At 37.2% G+C, this 18,345-nt stretch carries 16 protein-coding genes; 15 read left to right on the top strand and 1 reads right to left on the bottom strand.

The window, feature by feature from the left end:
- Window positions 1–93: 93 nt before the first annotated feature.
- Complete coding sequence (locus RV17_RS02245) at window positions 94–1,596, bottom strand: DUF1846 domain-containing protein (protein ID WP_067482103.1); 1,503 nt, start codon at window positions 1,594–1,596, stop codon at window positions 94–96.
- A gap of 228 nt (window positions 1,597–1,824) precedes the next feature.
- Here RV17_RS02245 and RV17_RS02240 point away from each other — a divergent pair, with 228 nt between their 5' ends.
- The 15 genes from RV17_RS02240 (at window position 1,825) to RV17_RS02170 (ending at window position 18,292) form a co-directional block, all read left to right on the top strand.
- Window positions 1,825–2,016, top strand: a complete 192-nt coding sequence (locus RV17_RS02240) for a hypothetical protein (RefSeq protein WP_067482101.1) — start codon at window positions 1,825–1,827, stop codon at window positions 2,014–2,016.
- A gap of 232 nt (window positions 2,017–2,248) precedes the next feature.
- A complete protein-coding gene (locus RV17_RS02235; RefSeq protein ID WP_067482099.1) occupies window positions 2,249–3,151 on the top strand; it encodes a viral A-type inclusion protein in 903 nt (300 codons plus the stop codon).
- Window positions 3,148–4,254: a hypothetical protein gene (locus RV17_RS02230; protein WP_067482098.1), complete on the top strand. Its 1,107-nt coding sequence runs from the start codon at window positions 3,148–3,150 to the stop codon at window positions 4,252–4,254. The genes RV17_RS02235 and RV17_RS02230 overlap by 4 nt, the downstream gene beginning before the upstream one ends.
- A 100-nt stretch (window positions 4,255–4,354) precedes the next feature.
- Entirely contained in the window at window positions 4,355–4,873 is a 519-nt protein-coding gene (locus RV17_RS02225; RefSeq protein WP_071868396.1) for a hypothetical protein, read from the top strand.
- Complete coding sequence (locus tag RV17_RS02220; protein WP_067482094.1) at window positions 4,854–5,246, top strand: DUF4430 domain-containing protein; 393 nt, start codon at window positions 4,854–4,856, stop codon at window positions 5,244–5,246. Before RV17_RS02225 ends, RV17_RS02220 begins: the two co-directional genes overlap by 20 nt.
- 44 nt (window positions 5,247–5,290) lie before the next feature.
- Complete coding sequence (locus RV17_RS02215) at window positions 5,291–6,226, top strand: cation diffusion facilitator family transporter (RefSeq protein WP_067482092.1); 936 nt, start codon at window positions 5,291–5,293, stop codon at window positions 6,224–6,226.
- Between the two features lie 140 nt (window positions 6,227–6,366).
- On the top strand, window positions 6,367–7,146 hold the full coding sequence (locus RV17_RS02210; protein WP_067482090.1) for an AzlC family ABC transporter permease: 780 nt from the start codon (window positions 6,367–6,369) through the stop codon (window positions 7,144–7,146).
- Complete coding sequence (locus tag RV17_RS02205) at window positions 7,139–7,456, top strand: AzlD domain-containing protein (protein WP_067482089.1); 318 nt, start codon at window positions 7,139–7,141, stop codon at window positions 7,454–7,456. Before RV17_RS02210 ends, RV17_RS02205 begins: the two co-directional genes overlap by 8 nt.
- Window positions 7,457–7,757: 301 nt before the next feature.
- A complete protein-coding gene (licT, locus tag RV17_RS02200) occupies window positions 7,758–8,606 on the top strand; it encodes a BglG family transcription antiterminator LicT (protein WP_071868395.1) in 849 nt (282 codons plus the stop codon).
- Between the two features lie 128 nt (window positions 8,607–8,734).
- The gene (locus RV17_RS02195; RefSeq protein WP_067482085.1) at window positions 8,735–10,633 is read left to right on the top strand and encodes a beta-glucoside-specific PTS transporter subunit IIABC; all 1,899 of its coding nucleotides are present in this window, start codon (window positions 8,735–8,737) and stop codon (window positions 10,631–10,633) included.
- A 24-nt stretch (window positions 10,634–10,657) separates the two neighbouring features.
- Entirely contained in the window at window positions 10,658–12,082 is a 1,425-nt protein-coding gene (locus RV17_RS02190) for a glycoside hydrolase family 1 protein (protein WP_071868394.1), read from the top strand.
- Window positions 12,083–12,796: 714 nt separating this feature from the next.
- On the top strand, window positions 12,797–14,392 hold the full coding sequence (locus RV17_RS02185; protein WP_067482082.1) for a putative polysaccharide biosynthesis protein: 1,596 nt from the start codon (window positions 12,797–12,799) through the stop codon (window positions 14,390–14,392).
- A 158-nt stretch (window positions 14,393–14,550) separates the two neighbouring features.
- Window positions 14,551–15,399 (top strand): DegV family protein, encoded by an 849-nt coding sequence (locus RV17_RS02180; protein ID WP_071868393.1) that lies wholly within the window; start codon window positions 14,551–14,553, stop codon window positions 15,397–15,399.
- 145 nt (window positions 15,400–15,544) lie between these two features.
- Window positions 15,545–16,024, top strand: a complete 480-nt coding sequence (locus tag RV17_RS02175; protein WP_067482078.1) for a DUF6530 family protein — start codon at window positions 15,545–15,547, stop codon at window positions 16,022–16,024.
- A 30-nt stretch (window positions 16,025–16,054) separates the two neighbouring features.
- Entirely contained in the window at window positions 16,055–18,292 is a 2,238-nt protein-coding gene (locus tag RV17_RS02170) for an AAA family ATPase (RefSeq protein WP_071868392.1), read from the top strand.
- Window positions 18,293–18,345: the final 53 nt, after the last annotated feature.

The following is an 18,345-nucleotide window of genomic DNA, read 5'->3' as shown; positions in this document are numbered from 1 at the left end:
AAGTTTTAAAATGATGAGTGTTTTCGAGCATAAAAAAACCATATCGAACAAGAAAGTTCAATATGGTTTTGACAAGTTTCGTTCAAAACTTGATTATTGATAATACAGGTTTTCAGATGGATAAACTGGTGCACAGGTTAAATCGATTCCTAGTTGCTTCAATGTTTGTTCATCATTTTTATTCATCATAACAGTTGAATGCGCTTGGGCGCCATCTAATTCACCGAGTTTTTCATAAGCAACTTGGGCAATTGGATTCGTTACTGCGCTAATGGATAAAGCAATCAAGACTTCGTTGATCGTTAATTTATCAATTGAAGAATGCAAAGCTTGTGATTTCATTCCTTGGATTGTTTCTAAAATCAATGGTGAAAGTAAAGGAATATCATCAGCGATATGAGCAAGATGCTTCACGGCATTCAAAATGACAGCTGAGGAAGCATCCATCAATTGACCCGTACGTCCAGTAATAATGACATTATCTGGAAGTTCAATTGCAATGACAGCAGTTGGATCTTTTGAAGGGTTTTGAATTGTCTTAGCATAATCATGAGCTGGAGTAACTACTTTACGGTCTTCAGGTCGCAAGCCAACTTCTTCCATGATTAATTTGATGCGGTTGACTGCTTCTTCGTCAATTTGCCCTTTTTTAAAGTCACATTTTGTTTGGAAATAGCGACGAATGATTTCTTGTTTAGATGCTTCTTGAACAACTTCATCATCCGTGATACCAAAACCAACACGATTCACACCCATATCAGTAGGTGACAAGTAAACAGATTCTTTACCTGTGATTTTTTCAATAATACGTTTGATGACAGGGAAGGTTTCAACATCACGATTATAGTTTACGGCTACTTTATTGTAAGCATCGAAATGGAAGGAATCGATCATATTGACATCTTTTAAATCAACAGTCGCAGCTTCATAAGCAATGTTCAACGGATGTTTTAGCGGTACATTCCAAACCGGGAAAGTTTCAAATTTTGAATAACCAGCGGCATGTCCTTGTTGACTTTCATGATAAAGTTGGTTCAAACAAGTCGCTAATTTTCCGCTACCGGGACCAGGTGCTGTTACAACAACGATTGGTTTTGTCGTTTCAATATAAGCATTCTTGCCAAATCCATCTTCAGAAACAATCTTATCCACGTTAACAGGGTAATCTTCAATTTCTGAATGCGTGTAGACTTTAATGTCACGACGTTCAAGTTTATTGATGAAAACTTTCGTTGCTGGTTGACCATTGTAGCGAGTGATAACGACACTGTTGATCATTAGACCATAGCCACGTAGCTCGTCAATCAAACGTAAGATATCCATATCATAAGTGATTCCGTAATCGCCACGGATTTTATTACGTTCAATGTCGCCAGCATAGACACAAATCAAAATTTCTGCTTGATCTTTCAATTTTTGTAGCAATTTGATTTTAGCATCCTCTTCAAAACCAGGTAATACACGTTTTGCATGCTTGTCGTCAACTAATTTCCCACCAAATTCTAAATATAATTTGTCATAGTGATTTACTCGTTCCAAAATATAAGTAGATTGTTCTTCGATATATTTTTCTGAGTCAAAACCGATTTTTTTCACTAGATTCCCTCCTTAAGTACTAAAGCATTTTTTCATTTTTTGACGGATTCGTCAACCTTCGTGAGAAAATTCGAAGAAAAGAATGTTGTTTGTTTTGATTATGTAGTGATTTCCACTAAAAGCAATCGGTTATTACAAAAAATAATAAATGTTTCACTCAATTTTTCGATTCTATCTTGTCTATGCAGCTATTCATTGGTATGATATTTTTGATAAGGAAGGTGTCCTATGAAAAAAAGACAAAAGAAGAAAAACGCTTATAAGAATTATATCCGTTCGATTTTTACTGGTTATGAAAAAATGCTGGAAAATCCTGAATTAGGTGAGCTTAGACTTTCATACTTAAATGAAGAAACCTTACTAACTCGCGATGAACAACAACGCATTCATTTCACGACCCGCGAACTGCCTAACAAATAAAACAATCCTTGATTGATGAAAGCAGAATAGGAAGAGTTGTTGCAAGTGTGCATTTCTCTTACTCTGTTTAGAGCTGTGACATGGGTCTCTTGACTTTTGTCACAGTTTTTTTGTTTTTTTACGTTTTTGCTAAATGAATGAGTGATTCGTTTCTGTCGTGCCCCATTTTGTAACAATTTTTTGAAGAAAATGGTACTATTAAGTTATCAAATGAATGCAAGGAGGTAAAAATATGAAAGATTCTATTACAGAAGAACACCATGAACCTGAAACGGTAGATATGGATAAACATACTGATGAGTCATCTTTTGATGATATTAAACAAAAAGCAAGTACAAACTTATCTCAATTGCTGGGAGATTTACAAGCATTTGAACAAGCAGTACGTGAAGAAAACATTCCTGAAATTTATCGATTATATAATAGTCATTTAAATGATGAGCTAAAACGAAGCTCAAATGAGAACCATGAAATTGACCAATTACTTATGCGAAAAATCCAAGATCGATTCTTACAACAATTTCCTTTTATGGAACTGGTAGATGAAATGTCACCTACTTTAAGTTATTACAAAATTGGGACGTACTATCATGAGCGCCCAACGATTGCGATTGATGCCAGTTTGCCGGAAATTTTTGTTTTACCACAAATTGATGCCGAGTGGGAGCAATACTCACAAGGGGAAGTGGTAGATTACAGCCATGAATTAAATGAGTTAGATGCAAAAGTAATTACTGCGCAAACGGAAATTGAACGTCTTGATGAAGAAATCGGAACATATAACAAAAAAATTGCTGCTTTAGAAGAGTCAAAGGGTTTCTTAAACCGAAAAAAAGTTGATGAAGAAATTGAAGCATTGGCAAAAGAAAAACAAGTTTATGAAAATGAAAAGCTAGGTTGGTTACCTTATATTGATGAACCAGCTAAAATTCAAAAACAAAAAGAAGCCATGATGCAACAAGCAAAAGCAGATCAACTAAAAGCTGCAATCGTTCAAAAAGAACAACGCCAAATTGCGCGTTACTTTGGTGGAAGGGAAAACTTTGGACCAGCTATCCATCAGTTTTTAATGAGCTATCTTGGTAGTGAAAACCCGGAAGCGGCAATCCTTGATGAAGGAGGTTTGGAAGAATGAGCGAGTACGAAAAAGAGGAAGCAGAAAAGGTAGTTGAACCTTCAGAAATCGAGAACGAAGAAACAACAGTTGTTCCTATGGAAGAAGTAGTAACAGATGAAACAACCGCTGAACTTTTGACAGAATCAGATGATGATGTGGAATTAGAAAGTGCAACTGAAGGAACAAAGATTCATGAAAAAGAAAAAATCGTTCCTCAAATGACAGCAGATACAACGCTTGCAAAAAAAGAACAAGAGTTAGCTGATAACCAGTCTTACCTGAGTGGAAAAGAACAAGACCACCAAGAAATCGTTCAAATGATTCATGAGGCTGAAACACAGCTTGCTGATTTAAGAATGCGTAAAGCTTTTATTGAATCTGGCTTTTCTGAGTTGCTGGATGCGTATCAGCAATATATTTTAGCCGGTGAACCAATTTCGCCGATTGCTAAGACGAGCTTGGTTGAGTACTTTGCCTATGAATTGTTAAAACCTTTAAATGATATTGGGCTAGAATTGTCAGGAACGACCTATGATACTTGGGAAACACGTCATTTTTCAATTAATTACGCGTTGGATGATTCTGCAAACTTGATTTTCTCTTTTGCGTTGCCAACGATTGATGAACGCTATCAGGTGGATGCAATCAACCTTTTAAAAATTTCTCCAGAAACAATGACAATCGACGTGAAGGATGACCAAGTTTTAGCGCTTATTCGTTATTGGTCAGTTGAACGTGTTTTTTCAGTTGGACAAATGACGATTTTTAATCACAAATTGAATCAGTTATTGGAGCATGCTCGACAACTTGGCTTTACTGTCAACGAGACGCTTTTAGATAATACAAAAGTCTTACGTTTGAATTTGCAAAGTGAATTCGAATTAACGGAACAAGTTTTAGATGATATCTTTATCGTTGCGATGGATCATCCGCAATATGATATGGAAAAACTGGGTGAAGATGCTTATGAAGTCTTGCTTGATAAAGGACAATCACTGACGGTATCTAAAGAAGGGGAGCAGACAGCGTTGTTTGTTTCTTCTGGTGAATACCATCGTTCAGTTATTGATTTCTTTATCAACTATGAATTTTTAATCCCGTTGATGGTACGAAAAGTTTGAACACTTGAACTGTAGGTTAATAATCGAACTGGCACAAACCGCAAATGCGCGGCTTGTGCCAGTTTCAAGTGTTGATTTTTAAGAGTGAAGAGGAGAAAAAATGAGTACCAGAAAACTTGCACAGCTGAGTATGCTCAGCGCTGCTTGTGTAGCAGGTAGAGTTGCTTTTCAATTTATTCCCAATTTTCAACCTATGACGGCAATTTTGTTATTTGTCGTTTTTTACTTGGGAATGATTGATGGGCTGATTGTTATGAGTCTGTCGTTAGTAATTAGCAGTTTTTATTTTGGTATGGGCCCGTGGGTGATTGGCCAATGGCTTAGCTATGGAGGAATCTTCTTGTTGTTTACTTTATGTAGACAGTCGAGTTATTTCAGAACAAGTTATTGGTTGAAAGGTATTTTCTTTTTTTTAGCGGGTTTTATTTATGGAGGCCTAATGGCGATTTATGATACGGTGTTGTATCAGTTGCCACAGCCGTTGGTTTATTATATACAAGGTATTTCGTTTGATTTGTCGCATGCTATAGGAAATTTACTTTTTTATTTGATTTTCTTTCCTATTATCCAGCGATTAGTAAAACAATTTGGAGGGAAAAATGAAAAAGATTATTTATAGTTTGTTTGTAGTTATCATAGGGTTAGGAATTTTAAGTGGGTGTAGCAGTAACGTAGAAAAAACAGCTGATAGTCAATTAAGCTCCAGTGTGCAACAGCAAGAAGCAACAATCGTTCTTCAAGAAGATGGAAAAGATTTTGCTAATCAGAAGGTTACTTTTGAAACAGGAGAAAATCTTTTAGAAGTTTTGCAAAAAACTTTTAAAGTCGAGGAAGAAAAAGGGTTTATTACTGAAATCGAAGGGCGTAAACAGAATCAGGAAAAACAAAAGTATTGGTTGTTTACGATTGATGGTGAATCTGCCACTAAAGGTGCTGCTGAAATCGAACTAAAATCGGGACAAAAGATTGTCTTTAATTTAGCCAAAATTTAAGACTGGATCCAAAAAAATTGAATCCATAGAAAAGAGGAACAACAGTGGAAAATTTAAAGAAAAGTGGCATGTTTTCTGTCTTAGCAGCATTAGGTGCCAATATTTTAGTTGCAGTTAGCAAATTTATTGGTTATGCGATTAGTGGAAGTGCTGCTATGTTGAATGAAAGTATCCATAGTATCGTGGATTGTAGTAACCAAGTGCTACTATTATTTGGGAATAAACGTGCGGCAGCTGGTCAAAGTGACCTTCACCAGTTTGGCGAAGGTCGAGCAAAATATTTTTTTAGTACGATCGTTGCCATGATGCTCTTTTTTGGTGGGGGCGCGTTAGGAGTCATGGAAGCCTTTGAAAAATTGTTTCATCCTGCGCATGAAGTAGAAAATCCAATGATTATTTTAGCTATTTTGTTATTTGGGATTATTATTGAAGGAAGTTCTTTGCGGATTGCATTTAAAGAAATCAAAGAACTGAATACAGAAAATTTATCATTGTTAGCCTTTTTACGTGAAAGTCGCCATAGTGAGATTTTGATTATTTTCACAGAAGACTTTTGTGCAGTAATTGGTTTGGTGTTGGCTATGGCTGGAACAATTTTAACCATGGTGACTGGGATCGCTGCTTTTGATGCAATTAGTGGTCTATTAATTGGTTTCTTATTGATGGGTGCCGCTATTTTCCTTGCGAAAGAATTTTACAGCCTGATTATTGGTGAGAGTGTGACTGCGCATGACTTAGTGTTGATTAAAAAAGCATTTGATCGACCAGAAATAGAACGATTGATTGATATTAAAACAGTTCACATGGGGCCAACCGAAATTATGGTTGCTGCGAAAGTGGATATTCTGGATATCAAGGAAGAATTTGCTTATGCAATTGTCAATGATATTGAACGAATGATTCGGAAAAGTTTACCAGATAAAAAGATTTACATTTATATTGAAACGGATAAGTATGACCCGAATTACCATCGCGAATAAGCAAGGATGAGAAAAAATCATAAATTGAAGCTGAAATGAGAAAAATTTAATATTGTTTTTAGATAAAACGGCTACAATTTATTGAAATTATGTTACAATGAGTCCGCTGTTTATTTGTTGTAATCAAAGGAGACATTTTAATGAGTAGAAAGAAAACTGCGCCATGGCTTCAGTCTTTTCATGCAGTGATGCCGCTTTGTTTTAGCTATATCCCGGTTGGATTAGCCTGTGGTGTTCTGTTACAGAAGGTTGGATTTGATCCATTATTGACCGGTCTATTATCAATTTTGGTTTTTTCCGGCGGTGCGCAATTCTTAGTTGCCTCAATGTTAGCAACACACGCATCATTTGCAACAACCATCTTGATGGTATTTTTCTTAGAATTACGTTATACATTATTGGGCTCAAGTCTTTCAGTATTTATGAAGAAAGAAAGCCGTCCATTTTTAGCTGTCTTTTCGCAATCACTAAATGATGAAAACTATGCAGTTAATTACTTGAAATATTCTACAGATCCAACTTGGAACAAACAAAAAGCCCTGTACGTCAATTGGTTTTCTATGGCTGCTTGGGCAGGAAGCAACGTGATTGGAAATGTTTTTGGTTCAGTGATTCGAGTAGATGCTGACTTAGTTCATTTCGCGTTAACGGCAATGTTTATTTTTATGTTTATTATGCAGATGAAGAATGGTTTGCTGATTCTGACTGGTATTTTTTCGGGTGTCTTAGGGGTTGCATTTATGGTTTTGTTCCAAAATACATTTGGCTTAATCTTAGCGACTGTCATTGCTTCTTTTGCTGGATTGCTTTTAGAAAAAGCTTTCCAAAAAGAAAAAGAGAAAAAGTTACGACATCGTGCGGAGCAAGTGAACGAGCCGTTGTTTAACTTCCCAGATCAGGAGGTCCAAAACCATGAGTAAAAGTTATTTGATTTTACTAGTTGCTTGTTTATTTCTAGCAGCTTACATTCCCAGAGTAGTACCAATGCTTTACTTTACACAAAGAAAAGTTCCTGCGTGGTTTAGTGATTGGATGAAGTACGTTCCAGTAGCATTATTTTCTGCATTAGCATTCAAAGATGTTTTTATCACACACGAACATTTAGATTTTGCTTGGAATATCAAAATTTTGGCTATGGTCTTAGTTGCGGGTGTAGCATATAAAACACGTTCTATGGCGTTATCTGTAGTGACTGGTTTAGCAGCTGTCTTTTTATTATCAATGATTTAAATAACGAAGGTAAGGGGTGGGACATCAATGTGTCGAAGCCCTTTTTTGTTGCCCAAAGGAGAGGAGTGTATGCCTAGCAATTGTTTCATCAATCGTAACATCTAAAATTATGTGCTATTTTTTCGTGCCAATGCGCAGAAAAAAACTGTAAAAATCAGATTGACAGCGCTTACCGAAAATGGTAACTTTGTTTTAGGATAGTTATTATTCAGTTAAGCTAAACCTGAACGACATTTATTTGTGGTGTCGTTTGGGTCTTTTTTTATGCGTTGGTGAGGCTGAAAGAGATGGGGGGAGACAATTGAAAATTCTGAGGATTTTGAATAACAACGTCGTGGTTGCCTTGAATGATGAAGGAAAAGAAATCGTTTTGATGGGTAATGGATTGGGATTTCAAAAAAAGCCGGGCTTTAAGGTTGATTCAGATAGTATTGAAAAGGTGTTTGAAATAAAAAATCAAAGTGAGTCATTACGAGTAGAACAAATGCTTTCGGAAATTCCCGAAGAGGTCATCATGGTTGCTTTTGATATCTTGAATTATGCAAAGAAAAAGTTGGACAAAGAATTTAATGAAACAAGCTTTATTTCTTTTGCGGATCATTTATACACGGCGATCCAACGCGAGAGCAAAGGAATCCAAATGAAGAATTTTCTATTGTGGGACATCAAGCACTTCTTCCCGGAAGAATTAGCAATTGCGCGAAGAGGTATCCAGTTTATCAATGAAAAAATGGGGATCGAGCTATCCGATGACGAATCTGGTTTCTTAACGTTACACATCGTAAATGCCGAGTTGGATATCACGAATGAGTCAGCCGTCAGCCTTACACAAATGATTGAAGAAATTCTAACGGTTATCAAATATACATTGAAGATCAACTTTGCTGAAAACGACATTTACTTTCAGCGCTTCATTACCCATCTACGATTTTTTGCGGAGAGAGTTTTGAATGCGCAAAGAAAAGAAGCAGCAGACGAACTAGTTGAAAACGAACTGTTTATCCTTGTCAGTAAAAAGTATCCTGAAGCCTTTGAGGCGACTAAGAAAGTGGTTGAATTATTAGCCACTCGTTGGAGCTATCAAGTTTCTAGAGATGAGCAGGTGTATATTACGATTCACATTGCAAGAATCATCGAAAAAACGAAATAAGAGAGTTTCTCTTAAAATCAAAATGAAAGGAGTAAAACTAGCTTACCCAGCAAAAGGAATTGGATCGTTACATTTAGTTGGCGAGACCTCTGGATTAAAAAATATACTTAATTTTGGAGGAAAAAATCATGGGAAAATATGAACAACTAGCACAAGACATTGTCAAAGAAGTTGGTGGAAAAGAAAACGTCAATTCGTTAACGAACTGTATTACGCGTTTACGCTTTAAGTTAAAGGACGAAAGTAAAGCAAATACAGATGTGTTGAAAAACATGGATGGCGTTGTAACGGTTATGCAATCAGGTGGCCAATACCAAGTAGTGATTGGCAATCATGTACCTGATGTACGTAAAGATGTGGATGCAGTGTTAGGTTTATTGGAGGAGAAAACAGATTCAGGACCAAAAGGAAACTTATTCGATCAATTTGTAGACATTATTTCAAGTATTTTCCAACCAATTCTAGCGCCATTATCTGCAGCCGGTATGTTAAAAGGGGTTGCTGCAATCTTGTCATTTGCTTTAGGACCAGAGTTCGCTGCGACGCCAACTTATGCTGTAGTTAATGCGATGGGTGACGGCCTGTTCTTACTATTACCGATTTTTATTGGCTTTACAGCCATGAAACGTTTTGGGGGATCCCCGTTTTTAGGAATGATGATTGCAGCAAGTATGGTGTACACCGGATTTATTGATGGTTCATTGACAAGTCAATTTGCTGAAAGTGGTGGCTTGAATTTCTTTGGTATCCCATTTTCACTTCCAGCAGCTGGTTATGGTTCAAGTGTGATGCCGATTATTGCATCAACCGCTTTTGCAGCATTTCTTGAAAAACAACTACGAAAAGTCATTCCTGATGTTGTTAAGCTATTTTTAGTTCCATTTTTCACTGCATTGATTACTGTTCCATTGATGTTTATCGTTATTGGTCCAATCATGAATGCGGCTTCGGAAGCGTTGGGAAGTGGCTTGATTGCGATTCAAACATTTAACCCAATTATTTTTGGTGCGATTTTAGGTTTTACTTGGCAAGTTTTAGTAATGTTTGGTCTTCATTGGGCACTAATCCCATTTGCCATCATTGCTTTATCTCAAGGACAACCAACAGCGTTATTGACGCCAAGTGGTAGTGTTTCTTTCGCTCAAACAGGAGCAGTTTTAGCTGTCATGTTAAAAACACAAAATGCCAAATTAAAAGAATTGTCTGTTCCAGCATTTATTTCGGGAATATTTGGTGTAACAGAGCCGGCAATCTATGGGATTACTTTACCTAAAAAGAAACCATTCTGGGCCTCTTGTGTCGTTGGTGCATTTACAGGTGGAACAGCTATGGCTTTAGGCTTACAAGCGTATCAAATGGGTGGATTAGGAATTTTCCGTTACACAGGTGCTATTTCTCCTGATGGCGATATTAAATTTGCGATTTATAGCATGATCTTAGATGCAGTGGCATTAGTTGCTGGCTTTGGTTTAGCTTGGGTGATTGGTTTTAAAGATGATGAGCCAACCATCGCGATGAGTAAAGAAGAAGCAAAAGGGTCATTTACAGTACAAAAGAAAAAAGTAGCGAAACAAGAAATCTTTTCACCAATTACTGGGAATATTTTGCCGTTGAGTCAAGCAAAAGATGCTGCTTTTGCGGAAGGAATTATGGGCAAAGGCGTGGTGATTGAGCCGACTGTTGGTGAAGTTGTCGCACCTTTTGATGGAACAATCATGACTTTATTCCCAACAAATCATGCAATTGGCATCATTTCTGATGATGGCATGGAATTATTGATTCACATTGGCATTGATACGATTCAATTAGAAGGAAAACACTTTGAAGTTTTTGTAAAGCAAGGCGACACAGTAAAAAAAGGAGATAAGTTGGTTCGTTTTGATATTCAGGCGATTGAAGAAGAAGGCTATAGCACACAAGTCCCAATCATTGTGACGAATACGCCTGATTACGCGGATATTATTGTGACTGATGAAAATGAAGTGCAGCAAGGAACCTTGGTTTCTACCGCTATTCTTGCTAATTAAATCAAAAATGAAGGAGAAAGATCAATGAGTTTTCCAAAGAATTTTTTATGGGGTGGCGCGACAGCTGCCAATCAATGTGAAGGTGCTTGGAATGTTGCTGGTAAAGGAGATTCAATCAGTGATCATAATCGAGCAGGTAGTCGAACAGCAGGGACACGGCGAACATTCGACTTAGTAATCGATGAAGAGAAGTACTATTATCCAAGCCATACAGGGATTGATCACTATCACCGCTATCAAGAAGATATCGCCCTGTTTGCAGAAATGGGTTTTAAAGTATATCGTTTGTCGATTGCCTGGTCACGGATTTTTCCAAATGGTGATGAAGAAACACCTAATGAAGCAGGATTACAATTTTATGATGATTTATTTGATGAATTACACAAGTATGGGATTGAACCTTTAGTGACGATCTCTCATTTTGAATTACCGTTTCAATTAGGCAAACGCTACGATGGTTTTTTAGATCAGCGAACAATTGCATTTTATGAACGTTACGCAACGACTTTATTTGAACGCTATCAAGATAAGGTGAAGTATTGGCTGACATTTAATGAAATCAATTTTGGAACATTAGAGCATGGCAAGCAAATCAATGGTTTGTTTAACCGTGAGTATACAGAAACGGAACAATATCAAGCATTGCATAATGTCTTTCTAGCATCTGCCAGAGCAGTGATTGCGGGGCATAAAATCAATCCAGAGTTTAAAATTGGTTGCATGTTGGCCTACATTACGATGTATCCTAAGACCTGTCGCCCAGAAGACGTGCTGAGAACACAACAGTTGAATGATCGTTTGAATTATTTCTGTGGTGATGTCCAAGTTAAAGGTACGTATCCGTATTATATGAAACGCTATTTTGAAAAAAATGATATTCAATTGGAAATAACGGAAGAAGATCAAGCATTGTTAAAAGAAGGCACTGTTGATTACTATACATTTAGTTATTATATGAGTACTTGTATTGCCGCTAACCTTGAGGACCGTGAAGATACTACGGGTGGAAACTTATTTGGTGGTGTGGCGAATGAATACTTGAAAGCCAGCGATTGGGGTTGGCAAGTTGATCCAGTTGGTTTGCGGTATACCTTAAATCAAATTTATTCTCGTTACGAAGTTCCTTTGATGGTAGTAGAAAATGGCTTGGGTGCATTCGATCAAGTAGAAGAGGATGGCACAATCAAAGATGACTATCGCATCGACTACTTTAGACAACATATCGTTGAAATGGACAAAGCAATTGACGACGGAGTAGATTTGATTGGCTATACACCTTGGGGCTGCATTGATTTAATCAGTGCAGGAACAGGTGAGATGAGTAAACGTTACGGTTTTATTTACGTTGATCGTGATGACGAAGGGCATGGTACGTTAAACCGCAGTCGTAAGAAATCATTTTATTGGTATCAAAAAGTGATTGAAACGAATGGTGAAAACTTATCTTAAAATAAAAATAACTTTCTTAAAAGAGGTTGGGTCAAAAACAATCAGCTCTGAGAAATAAGCAAGAGTATCCGGAAATAACTCACCTATTTTTGTTTTTGGAAGGGGTTAGCGTGCTTCCAAGAAAATAACTTTTGAAAACGCTGTGTATTTTAAAAAAGTCTGGAGCATAATCATTTCGATTAATGTTCCAGACTTTTTTTGAAATAAACGAAACAAATGATTGGTACAAAGAGTGTTAGATAAATTCATTTTGAACAACGGTTCTCAGCCGGAATTTTGACAAGTGGAGAAAGTGTTAAGGTTCCTTTAACAAACTTGATTGTAGCTGGATGAATGATAGTATTTAACTCAGCAAGCGAATGAAAGAAAGCTGATTTCGATAGATTCAACCTGAATGATTAAAATGTTATAAAAAAGAGACAACCGACCACTGGTTGTCCCCAAAGAATATTGAACTAGACAAGCAGTCTGTTTTCCGCCAACTGACTTGTCTAAATAACGAATGAAATTCGTTATGAGAAAAGTATAGCATAATAGTTGAAACAGTCTAGCTAGAAAATCACTTATTGAAAGGTTGATTGGCATTTGTGGAATCTGTGTGCTGAGATAATCAGGCTGATGAAATGAAAAAGCAATGCTGGGATTACTTGTTCTTGTTTTTTTGCTATAATGTAAAAGATGTTTAGAACCTAATATATAGTTGAGGAAGATTTGATGAATAAAAAATTGATGCAAGGAACATTTTGGTTAACGTTTGCCAATTTGTTGTGTAAGGTTTTAGGTGTTGTGTACTTAATTCCTTGGTTAATGATGATGGGTGATAATCAAGATGGGATGTTGGCTACAACTCTCTACAATGTCGGTTATTTGCCTTATGGATTATTCTTGATGCTTGGAACAGTTGGCTTTCCTAACGCAATCGCGAAAAAAGTTGCCATTGCAACGAAAGAAGGAGATGCACAAGAAAGTCGAGTGATTTTTCGCAGTACGATTAATATCATGTTTGTCATTGGGATTGCCTCGGCTGTTTTGATGTATTTATTTGCGCCAGCGCTGGCAGGAATCAGTCCAATTGCCAATGTGAATAATGGGATTTTAGCGATTCGTAGTTTATGTCCTTCATTGGTTGCTATTCCGGTATTAAGTGCAATGCGTGGATATTTTCAAGGGAAGAATGACTTGCGCCCTTATGGAACTTCATTGATTATCGAACAAGCAATTCGAGTTCTGGTTATTTTAGCTGGGACATATTATTTGCGTGTCCTAACGAATGGAACGATTTTAGAAGCAGTTTTAGTCAGTACCGTCGCGTCGTTTTTCGGTGGTTTAGCTGCGATTTTCCATATGTATGTAGTGGGACGACAGAAAGATTACTTTAGATTGAAAGATTTCTTGATATCTACCCGTTATTTCAAAAAAGACAATCGTCGTGCTTCAAGCGCTATTATACGTGAAACACTTCCGTTTATCTTTGTTGGTTCAGTTATTACGATTGTACAAATGATCGACCAAGTAACGATGAAGCCGTTATTACATTTTTTCCGTCCAGATCTCGCAGATCAACAGTTAGAGTTTTTATTTAGTCGAGCGTCAGTGAATCCGAACAAGTTGACCTTGATTTTGATTTCAATGGTTGGTACCGTAGCAATCAGTAGTTTGCCATTATTAAGCACTTTGAAAAAAGAAAACCGAAAACAAATTGAAAAAACGGTTGGAGATAGTTTTTCAATCGCGATTTTGATTTTATTGCCATCACTTGCAGGGATGTCTTTATTAGCAGGACCATTGTACACACTGTTCTTTGGTTATGATCCTGAGAGTGTGGGGTATTTCCAATTAGCGTTACTAGCTTCGCTATTCTTTTCATTATTTACAATTTTATCAACGATGTTACAGTCATTGAATCACCATTTGTTTGCTATCCGGCTAACGGTACAAGCAATTGTCTTAAAAGTTCTTTTCCAAGTCATTTTCTTAGCTTTATTTGGTGGCTATGGGATGAGTTTGTCAAATGGATTGGCATTTGGGTATGTGTTTATCCGTGGTTATTGGTACATGTGTCACGAGTATCAAATAGCACCATTATACAGAATCAAAGACTTCTTCCTTAAAACAGTTCGTTCGACAGCACTAATGTTACTTGTATGTATGATAGTGTTCTTTTTATTGCATACGCAACTCTCATTAGAAAGCAAGACGAACGCTGTGATCTATTGTGTGTTGATTACAGGAGTCGGAGGTGTGACTTTTCTTTTCGCTCAGTTTGGTAAAAGTGGTATCCACTCACTATTGCATCGCCGGAACGCCTGAGGAAAGAGTTGCTTATTATTCTTAACTATACGCTGTCACAAAAAGCGATTTTTGTGACAGTCTTTTTTGATAGAAACGGATTTTAGATTTATCTACAAGCAAAATTATGCTATAGTTATAAGGTCTGGAAAAATTCTTTGAAACGAGGAAATAGATAAATGAAACTTGCAGTTGTTACTGATAGTACGGCTTATTTGCCGGAACGTATCAAGAACCATCCCGACTTATATGTAATTCCGATCCCAGTTATTTTAGATGGGAAGATTTATAATGAAGGTATCGATATTGAAGCTGATGAATATTATGGTCTTCTAAAAAACAGTAAAGATTTCCCTACGACATCTCAGCCGGTTGTGGGAGAAGTTTTGGCATTATATGACGAATTAAAGGCGAAAGGGTATGACACGATAATCAGTATCCACCTTTCTTCTGGCATTTCGGGTTTTGTTAATACATTGTTTGCAATGAAAGAAGATGTGAAGGGGTTAACGGTGATTCCCTACGATTCGAAAATTACAAGCATGCCCATGGGACACATGGTCGAGTCTGCCTTGGATTTAAATGATCAAGGAACATCACTTGAAGAGATCCTTTCACATATTGATCGTATTCGCGATAATACTTACGCTTATTTGATAGTTGATGACTTGAACAATCTAGTGCGCGGAGGTCGTTTAACAAATGGTGCAGCGTTGATTGGTGGGTTGTTAAAAATTAAACCGATCTTAACTTTTACGGATGGGAAAATCGTTTTGTTTGAAAAGATTCGTTCAAGCAAAAAAGCATTCGCCCGTGCAGAAGATATTATTGGCCAACGAAAAACTGAAATTGCAGGACCAGTTAAGTTGTATGTGATCCATGCGAATAACTTAGATGTTGCAATCAGTGAAAAAGAAAAATTACAAAAGAAATACCCCGATGCAGAAATTGAGATTGGTCACTTTGGCCCGGTAATTGGAACGCATCTTGGAGAAAAAGCAGTAGGACTTGCTATTTCAGCGCAATAATTCTTATTTTATTTATTTTGCCAGCAAACAAATTTGTTTGCTGGCTTTTTTTTGTCTATAGGCTTATAATCGTATTGATCGTTAGTAATTTACTACGCTAGTAATTTAGTAAATTACTAACATAAATAATAAAGGAGTGTTTCTTATGGAAATCCCAACAAATTTAAAACACAAACCTGTTCTTGTCGTTGAAGATTATGATAAAGTTGATGGCCGTAATGCACTAGATACAGATGCAAAAGGCTTGTCTCTTGGTTTAGCACAATGGAATGATCGTGGAAAAGTCGATATTTCTGGAAAAGTTTGGCGTCATACAGGGGAAAAATGGTCACGTCAATCAGAAGAATTACCAATTACTCGCATTTTAGATTTAGCAATTTTAGCAGCTCAAGGAAGTTTGTATTTCCAAGATGCGTATCGTTATAAAAAATTCTATGATCCTGAAAACCCAGTGGTCGATATCATTGGTTTGCAGGGAAACCGAATGACTGTTGAAGTCGATACAAAAAATCCTAAGATTGATGAGGATATTATTCTTTACTATGATACATTACAAAAAGATGGTGAACTCATTGGTGAACGATTCCGCATCTTAAAACGTTTGCTAGAAGAATTAGGTTATTAAACTCGTCGAATCGTTAAAGGAGGTTGCATAATGGGAGAGTTCTCGCTTACGCAAGACCGAGTATTTTCACGCCTAGAAAAACAGATGATTTGGCAAAAACCAAAAAGTCACCGAACAAGTGTGGAAGAAATTCGAATTGCAACAGAAATCAATGAAAACTGGCTCGATCCTGAGATGAAAATCATGAATATCTTATTGGAAGGGGATGCCGGATCTGGGAAAACACAATTAGCTAAGGCGTTATCTGCTGATTTGCAATTACCTTATACAAAGGTGACGTGTTTTGCAGATATGGATAAATCAGATGTGTTTGGTGCGTTATTACCAGTAGTGGAAGCTGTCGATGCGGATAGTCAAGAATTGTTGGAAGCCATCTCTCAAACCGAGAGTTTTGATGCTGTTTTACGTTTAGTCCAATCACATTACCAATTAGATGTACTTTCAGCACGAGAAAAACTAGCTGAATTTGTACAACAAATTGAAGCAAAATCTGAAACAACACCTATTCATTATAAATATTACCCTTCAGAAATCGTCCGTGCGATGGAAAAAGGCTATTTACTTGAAATCCAAGAGCCAACAGTGATTCGAGATGCGTCTGTCTTAGTCGCGCTAAACTCAGCCTTGGAACCAAATGGTATGTTGAACTTACCCACTGGTATCGTCCGTCGCCATCCTGACTGCGTAGTTGTGATTACGACGAACCGAAACTATCAAGGAAATCGACCACTGAATGAATCGTTGCGTGACCGAATGCAGCATGCAGAAAAAATGGATTTACCTAGTCTCGAAGTAATGGTCGAACGTGCTGTTGGGAAAACAGGAATTCAAGACTCATCTATTTTATTCAAAATGGCAGAAATTATTCGATTATTAGACGAAACAGCCAAAGCAAACGCGATCAAAGGTGTCGCAGGAATGCGTTCTTATTTTTATTGGGTGAATACGATGAAGCAAGGACAAGATTTATTACAATCTATCTACCCAAAAGTCTTATATAAACTGACAACGGATCCAGATGAACTAAAGATTTTGCTTCAAGCTTTAGAGGATACGGGGTTATTAATTGAATTGAGAGAGTTGCTTCGAGCAAAAAAGTGGGGCGAAGCTACTGATGCACCAACAGTCCGTGGACGAAAAATCAGCGGATTAGAAGCAGAAGAGCGCCAGATTGAAGAGCTTGCTCCAGAAGAATTGACTTTAGCAGAACAAGAACTATCTACACTCGAAAAAGTAGAAGAAATGGCTGATAAAGAAACTCCAGAAGAGACAGACGAATCTGAGAATCTAGATAACATTCAAGAAGAACGAAGCAGTGACGTCGAAGGAAAACATCAGACAGAAAAAAGTGCGGAAGATGAGTCTGCTGAAATGTCTGCCGCTGACATGGACGCCCATGACAAAGAAATGAAAAAAGAGTTGAACAAAGAAGCGCGCCAAATCATGAAAGGCACGATGCATGAAAAAGAAGGATTGATCGTTCACCGACCGAAGTATCAAATAAACAGCGATGAAGCACGAGCAATCAGAGCCCAAGTCTTTCCAGTCGTCGATTCATTAAGTCGACAAGTATTAGAACTTTTAGATAACGAAGAAAGCACAAGTTATCAAAAAGGTAAGTACGAAGGGCAACGCTTTAATGCTAGTCGCATTGCATATGGTGATTTGCGTAATTTTGACAAAAAAAATCCGCCACATGAACAACCGTCTCTAGCCGTTGCTATTCGATTAGATGAATCAGGTTCGATGATTCGCGAAGATCGAATAGAAGCAGCAAAAAAAGCCGCGATTGCGATTGCGGAATTTGCTAAACGTGTCAATATCCCACTGATGATCAATGGTGATACAGCAGATGTTTCCGTGCGTGAAAAGACATCGATTTTTTCTTATAAAGAATTTGCTGATACTTTTCAATGGTTGGATGAGAAATTGGTGACAATGAAACCACGCCAAAATAACCGCGACGGAGCTGTTTTAAGAGTGGTTGCTGATAAGTTGAACCAACAAACGGCAACTACCAAGTTATTGTTGAATATTAGTGATGGACAGCCAAAAGCTCTTCCAGATTATACTGGAAAAAAAGCAAAGGAAGACATTCAAGAAGTCATCAAAGAATATGATCGACAAGGAATTATTTTCATTGCTGCGGCGATTGGCCAAGATAAAGAAGAAATTAAAGAAATTTACGGTGAAAGTCGTTTCCTTGATATTACAGATCTCCAAGAATTTCCTAAACAAATGATCCAGTTGATTGCTCGTTATCTATAGGAAGTTATCAATAGTTACTAAAACACTCAAAGCAATGAACGTATGTTTTTTTC

This window comes from Enterococcus thailandicus, from assembly GCF_001886265.1.
GTDB lineage: Bacteria > Bacillota > Bacilli > Lactobacillales > Enterococcaceae > Enterococcus_B > Enterococcus_B thailandicus.
The sequence above is the reverse complement of the archived record's forward strand: the minus strand, read 5'-3'. Positions and strand labels throughout refer to the sequence as shown.